16 protein-coding genes are annotated in these 23,019 nt (G+C 51.0%); 13 read left to right on the top strand and 3 right to left on the bottom strand.

The genetic code is table 11. From position 1 onward, the window contains the following. Positions 1-67 precede the first annotated feature (67 nt). From D3P09_RS04100 to map, 9 genes are all read left to right on the top strand, one after another. Entirely contained in the window at positions 68-2,635 is a 2,568-nt protein-coding gene (locus D3P09_RS04100; protein ID WP_424452031.1) for an adenosylcobalamin-dependent ribonucleoside-diphosphate reductase, read from the top strand. Positions 2,636-3,195: 560 nt separating this feature from the next. Continuing rightward, positions 3,196-4,941: an AAA family ATPase gene (locus D3P09_RS04095; RefSeq protein ID WP_165867305.1), complete on the top strand. Its 1,746-nt coding sequence runs from the start codon at positions 3,196-3,198 to the stop codon at positions 4,939-4,941. Then, entirely contained in the window at positions 4,934-5,866 is a 933-nt protein-coding gene (locus D3P09_RS04090; protein ID WP_120107430.1) for a hypothetical protein, read from the top strand. Before D3P09_RS04095 ends, D3P09_RS04090 begins: the two co-directional genes overlap by 8 nt. A gap of 323 nt (positions 5,867-6,189) precedes the next feature. Beyond that, positions 6,190-7,446, top strand: coding sequence for an ABC transporter substrate-binding protein (locus D3P09_RS04085; RefSeq protein WP_120107428.1), 1,257 nt, complete (start codon positions 6,190-6,192; stop codon positions 7,444-7,446). 212 nt (positions 7,447-7,658) lie between these two features. Continuing rightward, a complete protein-coding gene (locus D3P09_RS04080; RefSeq protein ID WP_120107426.1) occupies positions 7,659-9,149 on the top strand; it encodes an aminotransferase-like domain-containing protein in 1,491 nt (496 codons plus the stop codon). A gap of 17 nt (positions 9,150-9,166) precedes the next feature. Further along, complete coding sequence (locus D3P09_RS04075) at positions 9,167-10,102, top strand: D-alanine--D-alanine ligase (RefSeq protein WP_120107424.1); 936 nt, start codon at positions 9,167-9,169, stop codon at positions 10,100-10,102. Next, positions 10,095-11,282 carry an aminotransferase class I/II-fold pyridoxal phosphate-dependent enzyme gene (locus D3P09_RS04070; protein ID WP_120107422.1) on the top strand — a complete coding sequence of 396 codons (1,188 nt, stop codon included), beginning with the start codon at positions 10,095-10,097 and terminating at the stop codon, positions 11,280-11,282. The genes D3P09_RS04075 and D3P09_RS04070 overlap by 8 nt, the downstream gene beginning before the upstream one ends. 193 nt (positions 11,283-11,475) lie before the next feature. Beyond that, entirely contained in the window at positions 11,476-12,159 is a 684-nt protein-coding gene (locus D3P09_RS04065; protein ID WP_133304970.1) for a preprotein translocase subunit SecD family protein, read from the top strand. Between the two features lie 113 nt (positions 12,160-12,272). Then, complete coding sequence (gene map / locus D3P09_RS04060; RefSeq protein ID WP_120108497.1) at positions 12,273-13,019, top strand: type I methionyl aminopeptidase; 747 nt, start codon at positions 12,273-12,275, stop codon at positions 13,017-13,019. Positions 13,020-13,715: 696 nt separating this feature from the next. Here map and D3P09_RS04055 read toward each other — a convergent pair. Next, positions 13,716-14,684, bottom strand: coding sequence for a hypothetical protein (locus tag D3P09_RS04055; RefSeq protein WP_120107418.1), 969 nt, complete (start codon positions 14,682-14,684; stop codon positions 13,716-13,718). A gap of 35 nt (positions 14,685-14,719) precedes the next feature. Continuing rightward, positions 14,720-15,313 carry a SurA N-terminal domain-containing protein gene (locus D3P09_RS04050; protein ID WP_165867304.1) on the bottom strand — a complete coding sequence of 198 codons (594 nt, stop codon included), beginning with the start codon at positions 15,311-15,313 and terminating at the stop codon, positions 14,720-14,722. A gap of 492 nt (positions 15,314-15,805) precedes the next feature. On the opposite strand from D3P09_RS04050, the gene D3P09_RS28015 reads away from it, so the two are divergent. Both D3P09_RS28015 and D3P09_RS27555 read left to right on the top strand, forming a co-directional pair. Next, positions 15,806-18,340, top strand: coding sequence for a fibronectin type III domain-containing protein (locus tag D3P09_RS28015; RefSeq protein WP_243643892.1), 2,535 nt, complete (start codon positions 15,806-15,808; stop codon positions 18,338-18,340). A gap of 15 nt (positions 18,341-18,355) precedes the next feature. Then, positions 18,356-20,656 (top strand): fibronectin type III domain-containing protein, encoded by a 2,301-nt coding sequence (locus D3P09_RS27555; protein ID WP_165867257.1) that lies wholly within the window; start codon positions 18,356-18,358, stop codon positions 20,654-20,656. Between the two features lie 72 nt (positions 20,657-20,728). Here the strand turns inward: D3P09_RS27555 and D3P09_RS04030 are convergent, their stop codons facing one another. Then, positions 20,729-20,938, bottom strand: coding sequence for a DUF2536 family protein (locus D3P09_RS04030; RefSeq protein WP_120107414.1), 210 nt, complete (start codon positions 20,936-20,938; stop codon positions 20,729-20,731). A gap of 140 nt (positions 20,939-21,078) precedes the next feature. Here D3P09_RS04030 and D3P09_RS04025 point away from each other — a divergent pair, with 140 nt between their 5' ends. Both D3P09_RS04025 and D3P09_RS28265 read left to right on the top strand, forming a co-directional pair. Continuing rightward, positions 21,079-22,776 carry a sugar ABC transporter permease gene (locus D3P09_RS04025; RefSeq protein ID WP_120107412.1) on the top strand — a complete coding sequence of 566 codons (1,698 nt, stop codon included), beginning with the start codon at positions 21,079-21,081 and terminating at the stop codon, positions 22,774-22,776. Between the two features lie 102 nt (positions 22,777-22,878). Further along, on the top strand, positions 22,879-23,001 hold the full coding sequence (locus D3P09_RS28265) for a hypothetical protein (protein WP_279387116.1): 123 nt from the start codon (positions 22,879-22,881) through the stop codon (positions 22,999-23,001). Positions 23,002-23,019: the final 18 nt, after the last annotated feature.

Below are 23,019 nucleotides of genomic sequence, written 5' to 3'. Positions count from 1 at the left end.
TAATAATAAATACATACAATATGTTGATTTTTGATGCGATTCATAGGATTGAAGGGAGAGAATCGGAATGCGGAGATTAACGGGACTTAGCGAAAAAATATTTTTGGACAGGTATGCGCGCAAGCATGAGGATGCGGGGCGGGTAAAGGCCGGGGACACCGTGCTTGCCTTGCTGAAGGACGATGCCAAGTTTCCAGTGAAGGAGGTCGTCGAAGTGGTTAGCCGCGAGGGGGAGCAGGTGACCGTCAAGACTGGAGACGGCGAGCTATTGCAGACGACGACCGGAAGGCTGACTCATCCGATTGAGCTGTCGCCTGATCAGATGTGGGACCGGCTTGCCGAAGCGATGGCATCCGTAGAGCGAACGCCTGCCAAGCGAGTGGAGTGGGAGAGAAAGTTCCGGGAGATCCTGGACGACTGGAAGCTGGTGCCCGGCGGACGCATTGCGGCGGGAGCCGGTGCGAGCGATGAGTTGACCCTGTTTAATTGCTATGTGGTTCCATCTCCGCATGATAGCCGCGGAGGCATTATGAAGACGCTCACGAATATGACGGAAATTATGGCGCGCGGCGGCGGCGTAGGCATGAATCTCTCTTCGCTACGCCCCCGCAGAGCCATCGTCGCCGGCGTCAATGGAAGCTCCAGCGGCTCGGTCTCCTGGGGTGGCCTGTTCAGCTATACGACGGGCTTGATCGAGCAAGGCGGAAGCAGACGCGGCGCGCTGATGCTGATGCTGAACGATTGGCATCCCGACCTGCTTGAATTTATTACGGTGAAGGAAACGATGGGTCAAGTGACGAACGCCAACCTGTCCGTTTGCGTGAGCGATGCCTTTATGGACGCTGTCAAGCGCGACCTGGATTGGGAGCTGGTCTTCCCGGATACGAAGGATCCCGACTATGATGAGGTGTGGAATGGCGATCTGGATGAATGGCGCAAGCTTGGCAAAAACGTCCTGACCTACAAGAAGCTGCGGGCGAAAGAGATCTGGCACCGGATTATCCATTCCGCTTGGAAGTCGGCAGAGCCGGGCGTTGTCTTTATGGAGCGGTACAATAAGATGTCGAACAGCTGGTACTTCAACCCGATCGTCTCGACGAACCCGTGCGGCGAGCAAGGGTTGCCGGGCTGGGGCGTATGCAACTTGTCCGCGATTAACCTGTCCAAGTTCTATGATGCGGAGAAAAAGGACGTCGATTGGGCAGAGCTCGGCAAGGTGACGGGCTGGTCTGTCCGGTTCCTAGACAATGTCATCGATAAGACGCCTTATCATTTCGAGGAGAATGAACAGAACCAGAAGCGCGAGCGGCGGATCGGACTTGGGACGATGGGACTTGCGGAGCTGATGATTAAGCTGGGCATCCGCTATGGCAGCGAGGAGTCGCTGGCATTCCTGGATAAGCTGTACGGCTTTATGGCGAAGGAAGCTTACCTGGCCTCGTCTCGCATTGCTTCTGAGAAAGGGTCTTTCCCGGCCTTTGACCGGGAGAAGTATGTGCAGAGCGGCTTCATGAAGGAAATCATCAAGGCATATCCGGAGGTAGGAGAGGCCATTGCCAAGAGCGGCATTCGGAACGTGACCATCATTACGCAAGCGCCGACGGGCAGTACGGGGACGATGGTCGGCACATCGACAGGCATCGAGCCGTATTTTGCCTTCGAATATTTCCGCCAGAGCCGACTTGGCTTCGACAAGCAGCTTGTCCCGATTGCTCAGGAGTGGAAGGATGCGCATCCAGGGGAAGAGCTTCCGGATTATTTCATAACCGCGATGCAGCTGTCTGCTGAGGATCACATCCGTACTCAAGCCGCTATTCAGCGCTGGGTCGACAGCTCGATCTCCAAGACGGCCAATTGTCCGGCCGACTTTACGGTAGAAGAGACAGAGCGGCTGTACGAGCTGGCTTATGAGCTTGGCTGCAAGGGCGTCACGATCTATCGCGATGGCAGCCGGGATGTGCAGGTGCTGTCTACCTCAGATAAGAGCGAGGCTGACAAGGGGGATGCAGGCGAGGACAGTACCGACGTTTCGTTTGTTGAAGCCGAGGTTGTGGAAAGTGTGGAAGCTGTAGAGGCTGACCATGATGCTGAAGCTGCAGCACCAGCGTCAAGTGAAGCGCTGTGGGCTGCGCAGGAAGCAACGGTAACTGCTGAAGTTACGTCAGGGTCGGCTTTGAAACTCGCTCCGGCTGTGGACAGACAATACAAGAAGCGGCCGTCGGTGCTGCGCGGAGCGACCTATAAGATCAACACGCCGTTCGGCATGGCATATATAACGATCAATGATCTGGACGGCACGCCTGCGGAAATCTTCCTCAATGTCGGCAAAGCGGGCTCCGATGTATTCGCCATGGCGGAAGCGCTTGGCCGTGTATGCTCGTTGTTCCTGCGCTACGGGGACCATGGTGAGAAGATCAGACTGCTTATTAAGCATCTGAAGGGCATCGGCGGCTCCGGCGAGTGTGGAGGCCGACAGTTCCGGATCGGGAGAAGTCGATTACCCTCCTGGTTTGAAAAGCGAGGAACATCAGGAGGAGAGCTCCACCTATCAAGAGATAGACCTCTGTCCGTCCTGCGGCTCCGCTACGCTGATCAACCTGGAAGGCTGCAAGCAATGTGCCAGCTGCGGGTTTAGCAAGTGTAATTGAGCAAGATAAATCTTTGGAAAAATCATAGTTAGCATGTACCGAAGGCCATTAGGCACCTCGGCTAATCAGAAATAAAATGACCGTCATTTCCAACTACGGATGTTGGAATGGCGGTCATTTTATTATTTTGAGCCTGCTTCCGATAACGACAGCAAGTATATCAGTTCCACTGATTGAATGAATCCATTACTAGATTATATAGTAGATACTTTAAAATAGTTGATTCTGTAGTTCATTTGATCTATTAAAAATAGTTCTGGAGTTTTATCGGCATTGTGGAGTATAACTGAAATAGGCAATTTTGCCCAAGTGAAAGTATCATAATTGGAATTTGAATTAAAACTGAACCATCATTGGGGAGTTGAACGTCTTGGAAATATTATATATTTGGTTTAAAAAGCATCTGCAATTCGAAAATGCCGGTTTTCAATTGAGTGCGAAGTATCGTTTCCATTTCGATCATAGTAATGGTATTTTGCACATTGCAGAAAACCCGGATTATCAATCCGATTTCTTCCGTTTAGGCGATCCAACGGAACCGGCTGTTGTGAAACAGATTACGGCCCTCGTGGGGGAGAACGGTACGGGCAAAACAAGCTTTCTGGACTATATTAAAAATGTCGTTCTGAACCGTCAGGAAATTCAGCAGGCGCTGATCGTCATCAAGGACAGCCGGGAGCGGCATCTGATCTGGTACGACGATTCCGTCATCGAATTAAAGGAAGTACAGGGAAGAGAGCTGCTTTCGCCATGTTTCGAATCTCCCAAGGCGCTGTCGCCCGGCGCATTGCCGGAATCCTCAGCTATCTTTTTTTCCAATGTATTCGATCATTCCTATGAGAACCAGGCTTCCCATTACTATAATTTATCGACCAACTATCTGATTCGCGGCGATCGTTTACAACGGCTGGAGGATGAGCGGTTTGCGGAGGATCAGAAGGAGATTGACGTCCATCGCGATAAGGAAATTCATCGGCAGGTACTTTTTGTGCATAAATACAAAGCCGCTTATCAACAGGAGCTCCCGATTCCTCTTCCGGAACGGCTGACCGTGAGCCTTCGCGACGCAAGGCCTGACACAGAGCTTGAAATCAACAAATTGTTAGAAGCGTACGCACCGTTCTATATACAATTCAACAAAGCGATTGAACAAAAAATAACCGAAGAGCAGAAGCGGCTTCATAAAAAGGATATCACCAACCGGGAAAAAATAGATGTGAAAAAAAGCATTTTTATGTACCGCGCATACAGGGCCAGCGTACGCAGCCTGTTGAAGGAGTTAGCGGCTTTTCAAAATGACCCGTATTTGGACAGCATTCTAGGTCTGCTCAATCTGGAGAAAGTACAATCGCAAAAGGAAACGATTTTTCAATTTGTAAGACGTTTTCTGCAAGCCCTAATCAACCGAAGCAATGAGAATGACCGCAAGCTTTGGTTGGAAAATATCATGAAAGTATTGAAATTCTACGACATTTTCTCAGGGAATATCGAGGATTGGACGGAGCGGGTGTTTTCCATCCCGATCGAATTGGGCGATGTGAAAAATAGCGGATCTCATCAATTTGTAGAAGCATACCGGGGGTCGTACCGGGCCTATCCCTATCTCGATTTTGGCTGGCATAACTTAAGCTCGGGACAGACGGCAATGCTTAATCTGTTCGCCAGATTGTTTACAAGAGCGGACGGATATTTCGGAGACAATCAAAAATTGTCCAAGGACGTGCTGTTGCTGATCGACGAAGGCGAGCTTTATTTCCACCCGGAATGGCAGCGGAGATTTATTCGTGATGTCATTTCTTTTTTGACTATTGTGTTTCCCAATAACCGCTTTCAAATCATAATGACATCGCATTCTCCATTTTTGCTTTCGGATTTGCCGGGCTCCAGCGTCGTTTATTTGAAGCACAAAAATGGAAGGCTGGCGGTTGAAGACGGATTAACCAGCGGCAAAAAAACGCTCGCCGCCAATATTCACGATATGTTTGCGCTCGGCTTCTTTATGGAGACGACTGTTGGCGAGTTCGCGCGAATCAAGATTAATCAACTGATTGAGGAATTGGAATTATTTGAAACTAGGAAAGAGAGATATTACTTCATTTCCGAAGAGACGGTAGCTTATTTACTGCCAATGATACGTTCGGTTGGAGAACCGTTAGTGGCAGATAGACTACTGGAGCGGTATTATCAGTTGCTGGAAGACAACGACCCGGAGCGGCATGCGCTGAGGCAGCTAAAATATTGGCAGCAGGAGCTGGAAAGGCTTCGCGATAAAGAGGAAGGTAGAAATGATTAATATTTATGAGGTTTCCCAAGAGCTTTTGGCCCATGAGCATTATATGGAGATCGTTGCGCAATTGAATAAAAGCAAAACCTCCAGCGTGGCTGCCGCAGAGCGATGGCTGCGAGGCTCCGATCCCCGTTTTACGCTTGAATACGTCATAAAGGCGAAGCCGGAACAATTGCGTGAAATACGGTCTATTTGCGGCGGGAGAGCGTTATCGCCAGCGGGTTTTCCCCCCGAAATTTCATATTTTCAAACCATGTACGGCTACTTTTCTGAAGGGCAAGGGAACTCAATTGGAAATTCCGGGTACAACGCGATTCAGTTGATGGAGAAATTGAAGCTTCGCGTATGTCCTTTGTGCAATCGCAACCATATTGGGAATGTGACGCGCCCGCAGCGGGGAACGAAACGGACAAGCCAACTGGATCACTTCCATAATAAATCGGATTATCCGTATCTCGCGATGTCTTTCTACAACCTGATTCCGTCGTGTCCTTGCTGCAATCACGCCAAAGGAAAAGAGGATATTAATCTGTCGCCTTATGAAGCGCAAGATCTGGACCCGTTGCTGCAGTACCGGTTTAACATTGAAAATATAGATTTCCTGACTAGCGAAGAGATGCTGGCCGTGTCGTTGAGATATCATCCGTCCATGCAAAAAAATGTTGAAGTTCTCGGTCTGGAAGATTTGTACGCCAAGCATAACAACGTTGCTTTTGAGATCGTGCAAAAATTTAAAATGTATACCAAGCTGCGGCGGAAAGAAATCGTGGATACCTTCCCGGGATTATATCGAAATGAAGAGGATCTTCGAGCGTCCTTGTTTGGAAGCTACGCCAATAAAGCAAATATGAAAAAACAGGCGCTCGCCAAACTGAAAAAGGATATATTCGAGCTGCTGGATGCCGAGGAGCGGCGCAGACGTTCTGTATAGGAAGCGGCGAATCGCGCGCAACAGATTCGATGGTCATTGTTATCGTTCATTTACGATACAAAGGCGGAAATCATGTATGTCATAAATGAAGGTACAGGTGTGGAATTGGACAAGTATCAATAGGAACCGCCCCAGGATGAAAAATCCAAGGGGGTGGTTCTTTTTTTCGCGGCGCGACTATGCCGTAATGCCTATATATTTTCAATAAAATATACCAAAAAAATTATATATTAATGTATAATTTTACTTAGACATCTAGTCCTAAATTCCCGATATCTAAGCACTCTTTTAAAAAATTACAATGTATACAGGAGGGTAATCTATTGAAAAAAATTTTCGTAATGTGCATGTTAATCGTATTGATTATAGCAGGGTGCTCCAAAGTGGGTCCCGTACAGAAAGAAAATATAAATTTGTCGATTGGTTCTCCTGGGGGGATTAGGGAAGATTTTCAAACGATACTTAACAACGCCTTTCCAAATTATGAAATAACCTATGAGATCCTTTTATACAATGAAATCGAATCATTGTACGAAGCAAAGAAATTACCCGATATTATTCTTGATACAGATTCCGCGTCCGTTCCGCCCCATTTGCGGGATAAATTCTATACGGACTTAAGCCCTTTTATAAGCAAGGAGAATGTGGATTTATCCCAATTTGCTCCGGCTCTATTGGAAAGAAACTCCGCTGAGAACGGCGAGTTATATGGGTTGCCTGTCCAAAGGTTATTAACCGCGTTATTTTATAATAAAGCCCCTTTCGATGCTTTCGATATTCCCTATCCGACCGATGGAATGACTTGGGACGAGGTGATCCTGCTTGCAAGCCGGTTCTCTGATTTTCCTAACGGATCGAAATATGTAGGTCTAGACTTTATAAGTGGCAACGGAGTGCAAATGCTATTAGATCAATACAACGTCACGTATTTGGACCCGCAAACCGATCAATTCAAATCATCTTCCGAATTATTGGAAGTGGTTCAAAAGATTGATAACCTATATGAAAAGAACGGGAATAGACCGACGAGGAGTTTTTTAAGTTTCCCAGATGGCTTTATGAAACACGGGACAACGGCAATGTATCTTGGTATTCTGGCAGATCCAATCGTACAGGGAGCCGCCAACAATCAAGATATCGATTTGGTGACCTTCCCCCGAGTTGATGCCAGTTCCAATATGGGATCTGGAACGAGGGTAGTTTCTGTTCACATCAACAGTGAAAGTGAAAATAAAGAAAGCGCGTTTGAAATCATAAAATATCTGGTATCGGATGAACTGCAAAAGTTCTTGGTGGAAAATGGAGGAGGAACTGTACTCAACGAATTTACTCATAATGATGATTTTGGGAAAAATATTCCAGAACTTCGCGACAAAAATGTAAAAGCACTGTTTGAGATGGATCTTCCTGAACTAGATAGACCAAGCAAGTACGAATGGATAGCATATCAAGGGGCAGGCCCCTTATTGGCTGAGCTCATTATGGGCACAAAATCAGTGGACGACGTTATGGATGAAATGGAAAGTGCTGTGAATGATGCCGTTATTGCGGCAAAAGCTAAGGAAGTCGAAGAGGGATAGATGGCCTAGATGGACACTAGCGCGCACGATTCGGAGAGAAAGCTTCAACTTGCGGTAGACGTGGCGCGTCAAGGATTAACAACGAATGTCATTGCTCACCGATTATTTACGATACATGATACATAGGAACCACCCCAGGATGAAAAATCCAAGGGGGTGGTTCTTTTTTTCGCGGCGCGACTATGCCATCATGTAAGTGGGGGCGATGAAGGATGTTCCAGGATTTTAAGCTCAACGGCGACCGGCCGGTCGTCATACAGGTGAAAGAATACATTCAACGTTTAATTATAAAAGGGGCGCTTCAAGCGGACCAGAAGCTGCCTTCCACGCGCGAGATGAGCGGTCTGCTGAAGGTGAGCCGCAATACCGTAATTGCCGCGTACGAAAGCCTGGAGGATGACGGCTTTGCATATGCGATACCAGGCAAAGGCAGCTATGTAGCTGCGATGTCGGGTCATTCAGCAGCAGAGGGCAGCAGTTTAGACGGTTCTGCCAGCTTGCAGATTGATTGGAAGGCCAGAATGAATCGATACGCCATATCCGCTGTTGAGTTGGATATTATGAAGCAGGGCATCCGCGGCTCGAAGGGCATCATCTCATTCACCAGCATCGCTCCGGATGAGCATTTGTTCGATCTGGGGGATGTCAGGCGAGCCTTCATGGACCGGATGGCGATCGAAGGCCAGGTGCTGCTCAATTACGGCTATGCCAAGGGATATAAGCCGCTTATCGAATACTTGATGCGCTACATGGAGAATAAGGGTGTCGATCTCAGCGGCAAAGATATGCTCATTACAAGCGGTTTTACGGAAGGCTTCGACATTGCCTTGTCTGCGCTGCGGCCTGAATCGCGAAGCGGAGCGGCTATTTGTGAAAATCCGACGCACCATACGGCACTCAAAAATTTGAAGTTGCAAGGCTTCCAAATTAACGGAATACCGATGGAGCGCGACGGTATTTCTACTGAGAAGCTCGAGCAGGTGTTAAAGCAGGGACTCACATTCGACCTGGCTTATCTAACGCCTTCGTATCATAATCCGACTGGCATCGTCATGTCGCCGGAGAAGCGAAGCGCTGTTATGAAGCTAATGACGCAGTACGGTGTTCCGGTGATCGAGGATGGTTTTAACGAAGAGCTGAGATACTCGGGCGCACATATTGCACCGCTCATTGCGACAGCAGGGCAAGGGAACGGAGTAATCTATATCGGCAGCTTCTCGAAGGTGCTGTTCCCCGGCTTGCGGGTTGGCTGGGTGCTGGCAGACAGGGCACTGATCGGCCATCTGGAAAGCATCAAGCGGGCAAGGTCGATTCATACGTCAACAATCGATCAATCGATTTTGTATCAATATTTGCTCAATGGCAATTTCGACAAGTATGTGAAAAAAGCGCGTACAGAGTATAAGCGCAAGTATGAGCTGACCAAAGCATGCTGCGAAGCCTATCTCCCCGATGCGGAGCTGACAGGCGATGGAGGACTGCATCTGTTCCTTACTCTTCCAAAGGACGTGAATACACGCGAGCTGCTGGCAGCCTGCACGGAACAAGGCGTTATTTTTACGCCGGGAGACCGCTTCTTCATACAGGACGGCGAAGGGATGAATACGCTGCGGCTTGGATTCTCAAGAGTGGCAGATGAGCATATCGAACAGGGAATTCGGGTCATTGGAGAGCAGGCAATCAAGCTGATAAACGCAAAATGATAAGTGGGGTGCCAGGGATGAAAATCGGCGTTATTATGGGCGGTATTTCGACGGAGCGCGAGGTTTCTTTGCAGACAGGTCAAGGGATGGTTAGACATCTCGATCGCAGCCGCTATGAAGTGGTTCCTATCGTCATTGACCAGCGGGAGGATTTGATTACGAAGGTTCAGCAATCGGGTATTGATCTGGCATTGCTTGCGCTGCATGGCCAGTTCGGCGAAGACGGAACGGTGCAGGGGGCGCTCGAGACGCTTGGCATTCCGTATACAGGGAGCGGTGTATTGGCAAGCAGCCTGTGCATGAACAAGGAGCTGTCCAAGACGCTGCTAGCCGCTGGGGGTGTGCCTACGCCAGAGGGGCTGAGCTGGAAGGGGATGAATGAGTACGATCCGCAAGCGGTGGAAAGGCTCGGCTATCCCGTTATAGTGAAGCCGAATACAGGCGGCTCCAGCATTGGCATTCAGCTTGTGCATAATGAGCGGGAGCTGCAGTCCGCTGTGGAAGAAGCCTGCGATCTGGATGGAACGATCCTGATTGAGCGCTACATCAAAGGGACGGAAATCACGTGCTCTATTGTGGACGGCGAGGCGCTGCCGATTATCGGCATCCGTTCCGCGCATTCGGAGTGGTTCGACTATAAGGCAAAATACGAGGACGGCGGTGCGGAGGAAAAGGTGATCGAGCTGCCTGCCGCAGTGGAACAGCGTGTCCGCGAGGCGGCGCTTGCCAGCTACCAGCTGCTGCAATGCTCGGTCTATGCAAGAGTGGATATGATTTTGTGTGGAGATATGCCCTACGTGCTGGAAGTCAACACTTTGCCGGGCATGACTGCCAACAGCCTGCTTCCCAAAAGCGCAGCTGCGGCGGGTCTAACCTTCTCCGGGCTGCTGGACCGTATTATTGAAATCTCTCTGCGAGAGCGGAGTCCGGAACGGGGGATGGCTCATGTGTAAGGAAGAAGGCTCGGAACGATTCTTATCCTCTCGTGTGCAGCTTATTCGGCCGTCAGGCATTCGCAAGTTCTTTGATCTGAACGCAGCGTCTGGTGGCGATACAATCGCCCTTGGCATAGGAGAGCCGGATTTTGTCACACCGGAGAAGGTTCGCGAGGCATGTATTGAGGCATTGCGCGCAGGCCATACGAAGTATACCTCCAATGCGGGGAATTTAGAGCTGCGGGAGGAGATTGCGGCTTACTTCCAGGCTAGCTTCGGATTAAGCTATGACCCTGGGCAAGAAATTATCTTGACGGTAGGCAGCAGCGAAGCGGTCGATCTGGCGCTGCGGACCGTCATTAACCCTGGAGATGAGGTGCTGATTCCGGCGCCGAGCTACGTCGCCTATGAGCCAATCACTCATCTGCATGGAGGAAAGATTATAGAAGTAGCGATCTCGGCAGAGCAGCAATTCAAGCTGACCCCTGAGGCGCTCCAAGCGGCTATTTCGCCAAATGCCAAAGTTTTGATGCTCAATTATCCAAGTAATCCGACCGGATCAGTGATGACTGAGCAGGACTGGCAGCCGATTGTCGAGCTCATTATCAAACACGATCTGGTCGTCATTTCCGATGAGGTCTATGCTGAACTAACGTATGGAAGAAAGCATGTCAGCATCGCTTCATTGCCGGGCATGAGGGAGCGTACCATTGTGATCAGCGGTTTTTCCAAGGCGTTCGCGATGACCGGCTGGCGGGTAGGCTATGCGTGCGGTCCGCGAGCATTTGTAGCCGCTATGCTGAAAATTCACCAGTATACAGCCGTATGCGCTCCTGCGATTGCTCAGGTTGCCGCGCTGGAATCGCTGAGACACGGACTTGCTGCCAAGGATGAGATGATGGCGAGCTATAATGAACGCCGCAAGCTGTTCGTCGCCGGCTTGAATGCAATCGGACTGAAATGTCATGAGCCTGAGGGAGCTTTTTATGCTTTTCCATCAATTGCGTCAACGGGTATGTCTTCCGAGCAGTTCGCGCTTCATCTATTGAAGGAAGCGAAAGTGGCAGTGGTGCCGGGTCATGTGTTCGGAATGGGAGGAGAAGGGCATGTCCGCTGCTCCTATGCCACCTCGATCGTGGACCTGGAGAGGGCGCTAGAGCGGATGGACAAATTTATGCAGGCGATGCAGCCTGTTTAAGATCAGGCAGGAGTAATCGTAGAGCTTCAACTTTTCGCAGCAGCGGGGTTGAGGCTTTTTTTATTTTGACCCATACCCATTCTTGGAATCCGCTTCTTGCAAATAGCTTACTTGCCAATCGTTCATCGCATTTCGCAAATAAGAGATAAATGGTAGAATAGGTGAATAAAGGATGTTGGCGAGGGATCTATACGTGTTGAACAAGAAAAAGATATCGGTGTTTTTGCTTATCATCATGATTATGGGAATCGCGGCAGCTTGCTCGCAGCCTGTAATGACGAATGAAGAAGGCATGGAATTGGGGGAAAAAGAGCAAGTGATCCTATTCGAGGCTGTATCGCTTGAAGAAGGGTTTGTTATGAACAAACAAAGGCTGCTGGACTTAGCGGCGGCCATTGATTCGCTGCTGAAGAAAGGCGGCTACACGCAGCCCGAAATCAGAATAATAGGGGACAATCGCCTGCGGCTGGCATTTCCAGATATCGATCAGGAAGAATTGGATGGAACCAAGTCCTTTATTCATCAGTCCTTAAAGCTGACCGTGCGCAGTGAGGAGGGGGCTATCGTTATGGAAAGAAAAGACTTTATCTATGGTGGCGCATTTGTTGGCTTCAATATGGATGAAGAGCCTATGGTTTTTACAACGTACTGGGATACCGGCAAGCTTGAGGCCGTAACGAATCGGCTTACTGGGCAGTCGATTAGCTATTACATGGGGGAAATCGAACTGATTTCTGTACATATTGACGCTCCTTTAACGGGGGCAATGGCTTCGATTGTAACCAAGTCCGATGTCAGCCATGCCAAGGATATCGCCCGGATGATCAATGCCGGCTCACATCCAATTGAACTGAAGGAGCTGACCGGAGGGCTATGAGCGTCGCTTTATCAGCATCCGCATAACTGTGCATATCGGGTGCGGGTAGAACCCTTAAGGGCAAACGCGATATAATGGGGGAGAAGCAGCTATCAGATTTGAGGGTGAATGAAATGATTGTATTGAAAACAAAAGAAGAAATTGCCAAGATGCGGGAAGCGGGCGTACTGCTGGCGCAGTGCCATAAGGAGATAGAAGCGATGGTCAAACCGGGGATTGCGACCTGGGAGATCGAGCAGTTCGTAGAGCGTTTCCTGGCTGAGAATGGCGCAACGCCGGAGCAGAAGGGCTATCACGGCTTTCAATATGCAACATGCGCGTCGGTCAATGAAGTTATGTGCCATGGCTTTCCCGACAAGAATCCGCTTAAGGATGGAGATATCGTCACGATCGATATGGTAGTGAACTTGAATGGCTGGCTAGCCGATTCAGCTTGGTCGTATCGCGTCGGACATGTATCCGAGAAAGCGGACGCTTTGCTGAAAGTGACGGAGGAGTCGCTTTACCTCGGGATTGAGAAAGCCGTCATTGGCAACCGTCTTGGCGACGTGTCGAATGTGATTCAGAAGTATGCCGAGTCGAAGGGCTACGCGGTCGTGCGCGATTTCACAGGCCACGGCATCGGGCAGAAGATGCATGAAGAGCCTCAAGTGCTCCACTATGGACCTGCGGGCAAAGGCGTTCGTCTCAAGGAAGGCATGGTCTTTACGATCGAGCCGATTCTGACGACGGGCTCGCACCGCATGAAGATTGATTCGGATGGCTGGACGGCTCGCACGGTAGACGGGTCGCTGTCGGCACAATACGAGCATACCATCGCGATTACCGAGGATGGCCCAGTTATTTTGACCAAATTATAGGCAGTTGCTGCCACTCGATAGCATCACAGTGAAGAGTTGGGCAACATCCCAACTTACACACGAAAAGGACTTCAGAATCCACTGCAAAGCGGAGGATGAGGTCCTTTTTTCTTGAAAACTTTAGTTTAGCGTGAAGCTTAAACAAATCTAATTAGCTTTTGGGACAGTTCGGCTGCTGTGCGGGTTTGGGAGCGATTATCGGTTGGGATGATATAGAGGTGTGTGGCGCCACTAGAGGGGAAACTCAGCGACTGCGAAATGAGCGAAATAGCGCCGCGTGGCACCGTTAGAGGAGCGAAGTCGGCGAAATGAGCGAAATAGCGCCGCGTGGCACCGTTAGAGGAGCGAATTCGGCGGAACGAGCGAAATAGCGCCGCGTGGCACCGTTAGAGGGGCGAATTCGGCGAATGGAGCGAAATAGCGCCGCGTGGCACCGTTAGAGGAGCGAATTCGGCGGACGAGCGAAATAGCGCCGTGTGGCACCGCAAGGGGAGCAAAATCGGCGAATGTAGCGAAATAGCGCCGTGTGGCACCGTTAGAGGAGCGAAGTTGGCGAATGGAGCGAAATAGCGCCGCGTGGCACCGTTAGAGGAGCGAAGTTGGCGAATGTAGCGAAATAGCGCCGCGTGGCACCGCTAGAGGGGCAATACTGAACGGACATAGCAGTGTGACGCAGTCAAAAATTTCGTAATGCCGCTATGGCGATTCCGTCATAGCGGGGATACGGAAGCTTTGTTCGTTGCTTAGCAGCACGATTTGGCGGTCAGTATGGAAGCGGATGAAGCCCTCCTTCTTAGGCGCTGTACTGTACGTTTGCCATTCGCCGGTCTTCCATGTGGAAGGGTCTAGAGCGGCAAGCAAGAGCTGAGAGGAATTGTCCGGGACGAGATGCGTCCATACAGCGATCGCTGAACGGTCTTCCGACAAGCGGACATCCAGGAATTGCGTCTCATAAAAAGACGTTTCGAGCAAGTTATGCAGCGCACCATTGGATGTCAACACAGAGATTGTAATGGGATAATCCCTGCTGGAAATCGATAGAAGTTCCTCAGGCGGATCAAACTGAAGCAGGAAGGAGCTCTGGCCGCCCCCCTCCGACAGCCGCTGGAATACTTGACCTGTTCTCGTACGCTCGCCGGTGCTGCCGCTGTACATGGCAAATCCCGGAGCGCGGGAGTTCTCGGCAACCAGAATGAGCACTTGATCGCCTGCCCAGAGGTAATCGCCGATGGCTGGCGAATGGGAGGCCGTATCCAGCACCGTCACCTTGCCGGTATCGATTGCATGAAGGGCTAAGGTCAGCGGACTGCTCATATTGGCTATATCGATAAATTGATAGACGAGCACGGAGCCGCTCCTCGACAGCTTGGCACCTCGCTTCGCCACAGTGGGATCGCCGATCTCAACGGCTTGCTGATCGGCGCCGACGGCATAGAGGTGACCGAACGCCTCATAGATGTCGCCATGGTCGCTTCCACCCAGATAAATGGCTTGTTCAATATTGAAAGGCTTGGATGCAGCAGCAATGGCCGGACTGAGTGTTAATGCATTATCCGCATCGGATTCTGCAGATGGAAGCCGGGATTGCCTGGCTTCCTTATCCCCGCCCCAAATCGTGCAGCCGGTTAATAATAACGATAGCATGACAACCCATACTAGCTTCATGTGATCCCCTCAGCATTTCGTGCTTATTATTAGGATTAAGATTTCTCCAGCATATCCCAGTTGACCTTTATGGACGCCGCATTTTCCTCAAGAAGCTTCTCTCGGAAAGGGGCAAATTCATAGGAGCTTTGAATGACTCCTTCTTTCACCAACAGCTCCGGCAGTTTGCCAATGATGATGAAATATCTGTAGCCGTCCAGCGTTGCTTGGTCTTGCCAGAACGACTCTTCATCCATTCCTGTCAGGCGAATTCGTTCTTTCATCAACGCAGCCATGTCAGCTTGCTCGGTGTCTTCCAGCACAGCTCTCTGCTCGTTAATGTATTGACTCAATTCCTCGTCCGATACGGACATTCCCTTTTTCTTGGCGTAAGAATAAAGGAGTTCGCTTGTCAGAATACCGTCCAGCAGATCCTGGTCAGTGGGATATTCCGGCTCGACATCCAACATGTTGTGAGCCAGCTCCAGGTTCTGCTTCGCATCCATGAATCGCTTCACCGTCACCTCGACGCCTGCTCCCTTGGCCAATACCGGCTCGGATTCCTTGGCTGGAAGGACAAGAGCAACGACGGTAATTGCGATCACGGCAACGAGTATGCATGAAGCAAGCGCTATTCTTTTTTTCAACATAAGCCGCCTCCCTTTGAAAGTACTTAAGATAATAAACGTAATGGAAAGTAAATAAGTTACATTTTTTACTCTGTAATGGTTTCCCGATCCCTGTCTTGTCGCCGAAAACACCATCAGACAGCATCTGCCATTAAGATACAAGCGCTGAAATTGTCGTCTGTCTAGCGGACTATTAACTCGAATGTCCTATGAACCATAGATATTTCCCCTATCACTATAGGATTATCTCCTTTCCAACAAGGCCTGCTCCGCTGCAAAATATAGGTATCTTCTCTATCCATTCCAACATTCTTCCTGTTTTCCGCGTCATTAACTCTTCTTTTTCAGGTTGTCAGCCATTCCAGCAAGCCGTAAGTCCCATGCAAGAGAAGCAAGGCTATCATTCTAGTTCCGTTTATAGAAAGGGGGCTCTATTTCGGCAGTTCACCTAATGTAATCGCTTACATTAAAGTTTTCAATCTTGTATTCAAATTCGAAGGGAGATTAGCAATTATGCTTCGTTATTCGCGAACAATGTCGCCGATTGGGCGGGTCTGTCTTATTACGCTTGCATTGCTTGTCGTATGGTCTGGTTTTCAATGGGGGGCGCCGCCGGTAAAAGCGGCTGCATCAGGCGGCAAGATTATAGTAGGCTATTGGCACAACTTTGATAATGGCTCCACCAACATTAAGCTTCGGGATATATCGCCAGATTACGACGTGGTGCAAGTCGCCTTCGCCGAGCCGTCAGGCGGAGCGCAGACGGGCAATATGGTATTTGCGCCGTACAACGCGACGGTCAGCGAGTTTCAAGCGGATGTCAAATTCCTGCAGGCTCGCGGGCAAAAGGTGCTTATCTCCATCGGCGGCGCCAACGGCACGATCGAGCTGAATACGACGCAGGCGAAGCAAACCTTCGTCACTACGATGAAGAATATTATTAATCAATACGGCTTTGACGGATTCGATATCGACCTGGAGGGAAGCTCGCTCGCGCTTGGCGCCGGCGATACCGACTTCCGAAATCCGACGACGCCAAAAATTACGAACCTGATCGCGGGTTCCAAGGAGATATTGGCAAGCTACGGACCGGACTTCCTGTTGACGATGGCGCCGGAGACGGCATACGTCCAGGGCGGGGCAAGCACATACGGCGGTCCATGGGGAGCTTATCTGCCGGTCATACACGCGCTGCGCAATGATCTTGATTACTTGCATGTGCAGCATTACAATTCCGGCACGATGCTAGGGCCAGACGGCAAGGCGTATGCGCAAGGCACGCCTGACTTCCATGTCGCGATGGCCGAGATGATGCTGGTCGGCTTCCCAATTGCCGGCAATGCCAACAATATCTTCCCGCCGCTCCGTCCCGACCAGATTCTGATCGGTCTGCCGGCTTCTCCGCAAGCGGCGGGCGGGGGCTATACCACGCCTGCGAATGTGCAGAAGGCGCTAGATTATCTGATCAAAGGCCAATCGTTCGGCGGTTCCTATGTCCTCCGCAATCCCGCGGGCTATCCGGAGCTGAAGGGCCTGATGACCTGGTCAATCAACTGGGACAAATACAACAACTATCAATTCTCCAGCAGCCACCGCGCTTATCTTAACCAATACGGAAGCGGCGGAGGAAACGATACGTCGCCTCCAACGCAGCCAGCCAATCTGCAAGTGACGGGCAAAACCTCGACCAGCGTCAGCTTGTCCTGGAATGCGTCGACCGATGATCGGGGCGTAACCGGCTATACCGTGGCTTACGGCTCGAATCAGACGTCCGTAACCGGCACAAGCGCTACGATAAGCGGCTTGACTCCAAACACGGCGTACACGTTCACGGTCAAGGCGAGAGACGCGGCGGGCAATCAATCCGCAGCCAGCGCTCCCGTAACCGCAACGACGGATGCGCCGATTGTGGATGTGACGCCTCCGTCGCAGCCGGGAAATCTGCAAGTGACGGCGAAGACCTCAACCAGCGTCAGCTTGTCCTGGAATGCATCGACGGACAATGTAGGCGTGACGGGCTATACCGTCAGCTATGGCACAACGAACGTGAATACAAGCGCAACCAGCGCTACGATAAGCGGGCTTACACCGAGCACGGCTTATTCCTTCACAGTAAAGGCATATGATGCGGCAGGCAATGTGTCTGCAGCAAGCGCGGCTTTATCCGTAACGACGGATGCGGCGAATGTATGCTCCGTTCAAGCTTGGAGCGCAGACACGGCTTATTCGGGTGGACAGCGTGCCTCCTACGGTGGCAGCGAATATGAGGCGAGATGGTGGACGAGAGGCGACCGTCCGGATCTGAGCGGATCATGGGGAGCATGGAAGCTGATCGGTCCATGCGGCGGCGCCGATACGATTCCGCCGACAGCGCCGGCCAACCTGGTCTCGACGGCATCTACGGCGACCAGCATCAGCCTTTCTTGGGGCGCTTCGACGGACAATGTAGGCGTGACGGGCTATACGGTTTATTACGGCACAACAAGCGTAAATGCGACAGGCACAAGCGCGACAATTACCGGCTTGCTGCCGAATACCATCTATACGTTCACCGTCAAGGCTAGAGATGCCGCGGGCAACCTGTCGCAGGCAAGCAACGCCCTGACCCGGACAACACCTTCGGAGAATGATACTGCGGCTCCTTCGACGCCTTCCAATCTGCAAGTGACGGCAGTAACGGGGTCCAGCGTATCGCTTTCGTGGAGCGCGTCCACTGACAATGTAGGCGTCGCAGGCTATACTGTGAGCTACGGCTCGACTAGCGTCAATGTGACGGGCACAACAGCTGTAATCAGCGGCCTGGCATCCGGCACGACGTATACCTTCAATGTCAAAGCCTATGACGCGGCGGGCAACCAATCTTCGAACGCATCCGTACAGGCTACGACCAGTACAACGTCTGGACCTGCGGCATGGGCGGCGAATGTCAGCTATAAGATCGGCGATCAAGTGACGTACGGCGGCCGCACGTACAGCTGCCGCCAGCCTCATACCTCGCTTCCGGGCTGGGAACCGACCAATGTTCCCGCGCTGTGGACGCTAGTGTAGAGGGGGGAGCAGCTTATGACAGCACCGATTCGAATGAACAGCGTCGTTATTCGCGCGCTTCTGCTTGCACTGATGGTGTCGCTTGTGCTGACGGGCATGCCTTGGGGCGCTGACAAAGCTGCCGCCTCCATCCCGGCGGACAAAAAGATAATCGTCGGGTATTGGCACAACTTCGACAATGGCTCCGGCAATATTAGACTGCGTGATATTTCGCCTGACTTTGATGTGATCAACGTGTCCTTTGCGGAGCCGACGAACGGCCCGCAAGGCGGCACAATCGGCTTTGCGCCCTACAATGCGACGGATGCGGAGTTCATCTCCGACATTCAATATTTGCAGAGCCAGGGAAAGAAAGTCATCATCTCCATCGGGGGAGCGAACGGGCAGGTGCAGCTGGCATCCGCTGCGGCGAGAAACGCATTCGTATCCTCGATGAAAGCGATCATTACGAAGTACGGCTTTAACGGGCTCGACATTGATTTCGAAGGGCATTCCCTTTATCTGAACAGCGGGGACAGCGACTTCCGCAACCCGACGACGCCTGTCATTACGAATCTGATCTCGGCTGTACGAGAGCTGCATGATTTTTACGGAGACGCCTTCATGCTGACAATGGCGCCGGAGACTTTCTTCGTGCAGGTCGGCTATACATTCTATGGAGGCAGCTGCATCTCTTGCGATAACCGCGCAGGCGCTTATCTGCCGGTTATCCACGCGCTGCGTGACATTCTGGATTGGCTGCAGGTGCAGCATTACAATTCCGGATCGATCACCGCGCTGGACAATCAATATTATGCAATGGGCAATGCCGATTTCCATGTGGCGATGGCGGATATGGTATTGACCGGCTTCCCGGTAGCACGCAATGCCAATTCCTTCTTCCCGCCGCTTCGGCCGGATCAAGTGGTAATCGGCTTGCCGGCGAATCCGAATGCAGGCGGCGGCTTTACATCGGTTGCCGAGGTGCAGAAGGCGCTTAATTATTTGATGAAAGGCCAATCCTACGGCGGCGCCTACCAGCTTCGGAGCGGGTCTCATCCCGGCATGCGGGGACTGATGACTTGGTCGATCAATTGGGATAAATACAACAACTTCCAGTTCTCTGCCAATCACAGGGCTTATCTGGATCAATTCGGAGGCGGGGGAGGCCCTGATGTTACACCGCCGACTGTTCCAGCCAATCTGATCTCGACGGGCAAAACGCAAAACACGGTCAGCCTGTCCTGGAGCCCGTCGACGGATGACCGCGGCGTCACCGGCTATATCGTGTATTACGGCAATAAACAGACGACTGTAACGGGCACTTCAGCTACCATTACAGAACTGTTCTCGAACACGGCATATACGTTTACGGTCAAAGCCAGGGATGCAGCCGGTAATCTGTCTGCAGCTAGCTCTCCGCTAACTGTCACGACGGACGCGCCGATCCTGGATGTGACTCCGCCAACCATACCTGGCAATGTCCAGTCGACAGGCAAGACATCTACAAGCGTATCGCTCTCCTGGAATCCTTCCACCGATAACGTCGGCGTTATCGGCTACGAAGTCAGCTACGGCGCAAGTACGGTGAATGTGCCGTCGACGAGCGCCACGATTAGCGGTCTTACGCCAGGCACGTCGTACACCTTCACGGTAAAGGCCTATGATGCGGCCCTTAATATTTCCGCAGCAAGCGCACCGCTTACCGTTACGACCGATCAGGCCAGCGTCTGTACGGTTCAGGAGTGGAATGCGAGCACTGCCTATAACGGCGGCCAGCGCGCTTCTTATGGAGGAACGGTCTATGAAGCGAAGTGGTGGACGCGCGGCGACCGTCCGGACTTAAGCGGATCCTGGGGAGCATGGAAGGTGATTGGGCCATGCGGCGACGGCCCGGGCTCAGGGGGAGGCGACACGGTTGCGCCGTCCGCGCCGAGCGGGCTGGTGAGCACAGCCGCGACGTCCAGCTCGATTAGCCTCAGCTGGGGCGCCTCTACCGATAATGTCGGCGTGACCGGATATATCGTCTATTACGGAGCTTCCAGCGTGAATGTCACGGGCACGACCGCTGCAATTAGCGGTCTGTCGCCGAATACGTCTTATACCTTCACGGTCAAAGCCAGAGACGCCGCGGGCAATCTGTCAGCCGCCAGCAATGCCTTGCAGGTCTCTACGACGGAGGGGACTGCCGGTCCGACATCCTGGGTGACACAGAAGAGCTATGTGGCAGGCGATACGGTCACTTATGCAGGCAAAACCTATCTTTGCTTGCAGCCGCACACTTCGCTGACAGGCTGGGAGCCGCCTAATGTGCCAGCCTTGTGGAGGCTGCAATAACCGGATGAAATAGGAAAAGAACTGTCCTCGAGACCATAACAGGCCCGGGAGACAGTTCTTTTTTGTGCGCTCCTATTTCTTGAGTCGGAAGTGAATCATCGCGCTGTACAGCATCTTCTCGCTGCGCGGATCAAAGGTTGTCTGATGCGAGACCGCATGCACGTCCAGCATAAGAGCCTTATTGAGCTCAATCGCCTTCTCGATCTGGGCCTCCAGCGATTTCATATCATATGCCTCGCAGCATTCTACTTTTGTATCAATCAGATCGATTCTGAACTCCACGCATAAATCCTCCTCGTACTTGGTTTATCCAAGTCTATTATAATACATTAGCAAAAAAATTGTTCAGATTAAGTATTCAAGAACATGAAGGAATGGTACTATTTAGTATAAATAAACATTCAAAACAGAGGAGTAATGAAATGGATCCGCGTATTTCTGGCACAAACACCGTTCATTTAGAGACAAATGCAGAAAGCATGTCGATTTCCCGAAGAATAATAAAGTATTTTCCTCATTATTTGATTGTCATTCCTGCTATTTTCCTTATTCTGATTCTCAAAGTGATACCGGCGCTGCGCGGATTGTATCTTTCATTTACGCATTACAATGTATTCAGCGGCGGCAGCTGGGGAGGGCTTGTCAATTATGAAGCGTTATTCCAGGATGCTACGTTCATAAATGCGCTGATCTATACCTTGCTGTACAAAAGTGCTTATCTTGTTTTAACGGGGCTTATCGCTTTTGGAGCGGCGCTTGCACTAAGCAGGATTGCATCCGAAAGATGGAGGAGCTGGATTGCAACCGGATTGTTAATACCCTATGTGCTGCCGTCCGTTCTGGTTGGATTTGGTGTGCTCGTGCTGTTTGGCCCTTTCGCTTCTATGGATAGCGATGCTGCGACACCTCGAATGGCATTGCTGCTTACAGAGGCAATCAAAACATGCGGAATTCCCATTATTGTCGCTCTGGCTGCTATTGCCTCCAAGCAAGCAGCTGCCGGCATACATTCCGATGGCGAAGGTTCCGGATTTTGGCGGATGAATGGCTTGCCTGCACTGAGGGCCATTGCCGCATTGTCGCTGGTCCAGCTTGCTGTTGCAGGAACAACGGATTTGGAGCTGGTATATGCCATTTTCAATTCCACCTCAATTGGAGAGAGCTGGCGTACAGTAGACTACTATATTTTCAAAAACGGGTTTATGAATTTGCAGCTGGGGCTTGCCTCGGCGGCGTGGACTATTCAATTGCTGATACAATTCTGTCTGGCTGCAGCGGCGTATTTCCTGGTGAGGGGGAAATTCATGGGGGACCTGTTCCGTCCGAGCGCAGCTGCTGCGCAGCAGCTAAGCGGACGCACCGGCATTACCGGCTATGTGGCGGCAGCAGTCAGTGCCATTCTGATTTTGGCCGTATTATTTTATGCATTTGTGTACCCGTTCCTTCACGCAGGAGTCTCTTATCCGGCTTCGGCAGAAGTTCCAGGGCTATCCCTTGGGAATGTGATTCTGTTTCTAGTGATCTACGGAGTTGCGATGGGGATGAACATACTGATGACAGTGACGCTGGCTTATCCCTTAACGGTCAGAAGATTGCCGGGAGGGATGATTTATCGAATCTTCTTGATAGCCGTCCTATGTTTGGGGACCGGGACTCTTCATGAATTTGCTTTCTTCAAGCAGCTGGGCTTGACCAATACGATATTCCCGCATTTCCTTGTGGGGATGACGAATGTGGTAGGCGTGTTTATTATTAAAAGCATCTTCAATAGCAAATACGGTCATTTGAAAATGCAGGCGGAACAGGAAGGGAAGGGCGAATTTATCACCTTTTTCACACTGTTCATCCCTAAGATATGGAAGCCGCTGCTCGCCATTTCAGCACTGCATTTCATCATGCTTTGGAATTCGATTATACCGTCGATTACATACTCTTTCGACATAGTCGCTTATTCGCCAATGGCCCGTTTCTACGGATTAATGAGAATGGATGCCGGCGAGCTGAATCCGGCTGTTATGCAGACTGGGGCTATACTAAGCTTGCTTCCTCTTGCACTGCTATTGTTGTTCCGCAAGTGGCTAACCTCTGAGGTGCTCATATCGGGGATGGTGAAGAAATAATCGCAAGTCGTACAATAATTGTTCCGAATTTTGTTAACATATTGATGAATGTTCCTCTTGAATTCATGTACAATAAGGGGGACAAGAGAGGAGGTACTGCGGATGGGCAATGTTCCGGCATCGGTGTGGATATTCTCGGCGATTATTATCGCGCTTATTACCTGGATCACGCTCTGGGTAACGAAAAAGGCGTACTCCAGAAAATGGGACGAAGCGGACGAATAAAATAGGTGCGGGGGGAAT

The organism is Paenibacillus pinisoli (genome assembly GCF_003605435.1).
In the GTDB taxonomy this organism is placed as follows: domain Bacteria; phylum Bacillota; class Bacilli; order Paenibacillales; family Paenibacillaceae; genus Pristimantibacillus; species Pristimantibacillus pinisoli.
Note: the sequence above shows the minus strand (reverse complement) of the source record. Positions and strands in the feature narration are given on the sequence as shown.

Bases quoted from the DNA above. Each gene is read 5' to 3' on its own strand.
- D3P09_RS04080 (WP_120107426.1), top strand. From the start codon at position 7,659: ATGTTCCAGGATTTTAAGCTCAACGGCGACCGGCCGGTCGTCATACAG.
- D3P09_RS04070 (WP_120107422.1), top strand. From the start codon at position 10,095: ATGTGTAAGGAAGAAGGCTCGGAACGATTCTTATCCTCTCGTGTGCAG.
- D3P09_RS04090 (WP_120107430.1), top strand. From the start codon at position 4,934: ATGATTAATATTTATGAGGTTTCCCAAGAGCTTTTGGCCCATGAGCAT.
- D3P09_RS04025 (WP_120107412.1), top strand. From the start codon at position 21,079: ATGGATCCGCGTATTTCTGGCACAAACACCGTTCATTTAGAGACAAAT.
- D3P09_RS28265 (WP_279387116.1), top strand. From the start codon at position 22,879: ATGGGCAATGTTCCGGCATCGGTGTGGATATTCTCGGCGATTATTATC.
- D3P09_RS04075 (WP_120107424.1), top strand. From the start codon at position 9,167: ATGAAAATCGGCGTTATTATGGGCGGTATTTCGACGGAGCGCGAGGTT.
- D3P09_RS04050 (WP_165867304.1), bottom strand. From the start codon at position 15,313: ATGTTGAAAAAAAGAATAGCGCTTGCTTCATGCATACTCGTTGCCGTG.
- D3P09_RS27555 (WP_165867257.1), top strand. From the start codon at position 18,356: ATGACAGCACCGATTCGAATGAACAGCGTCGTTATTCGCGCGCTTCTG.
- map (WP_120108497.1), top strand. From the start codon at position 12,273: ATGATTGTATTGAAAACAAAAGAAGAAATTGCCAAGATGCGGGAAGCG.
- D3P09_RS04100 (WP_424452031.1), top strand. From the start codon at position 68: ATGCGGAGATTAACGGGACTTAGCGAAAAAATATTTTTGGACAGGTAT.
- D3P09_RS28015 (WP_243643892.1), top strand. From the start codon at position 15,806: ATGCTTCGTTATTCGCGAACAATGTCGCCGATTGGGCGGGTCTGTCTT.
- D3P09_RS04055 (WP_120107418.1), bottom strand. From the start codon at position 14,684: ATGAAGCTAGTATGGGTTGTCATGCTATCGTTATTATTAACCGGCTGC.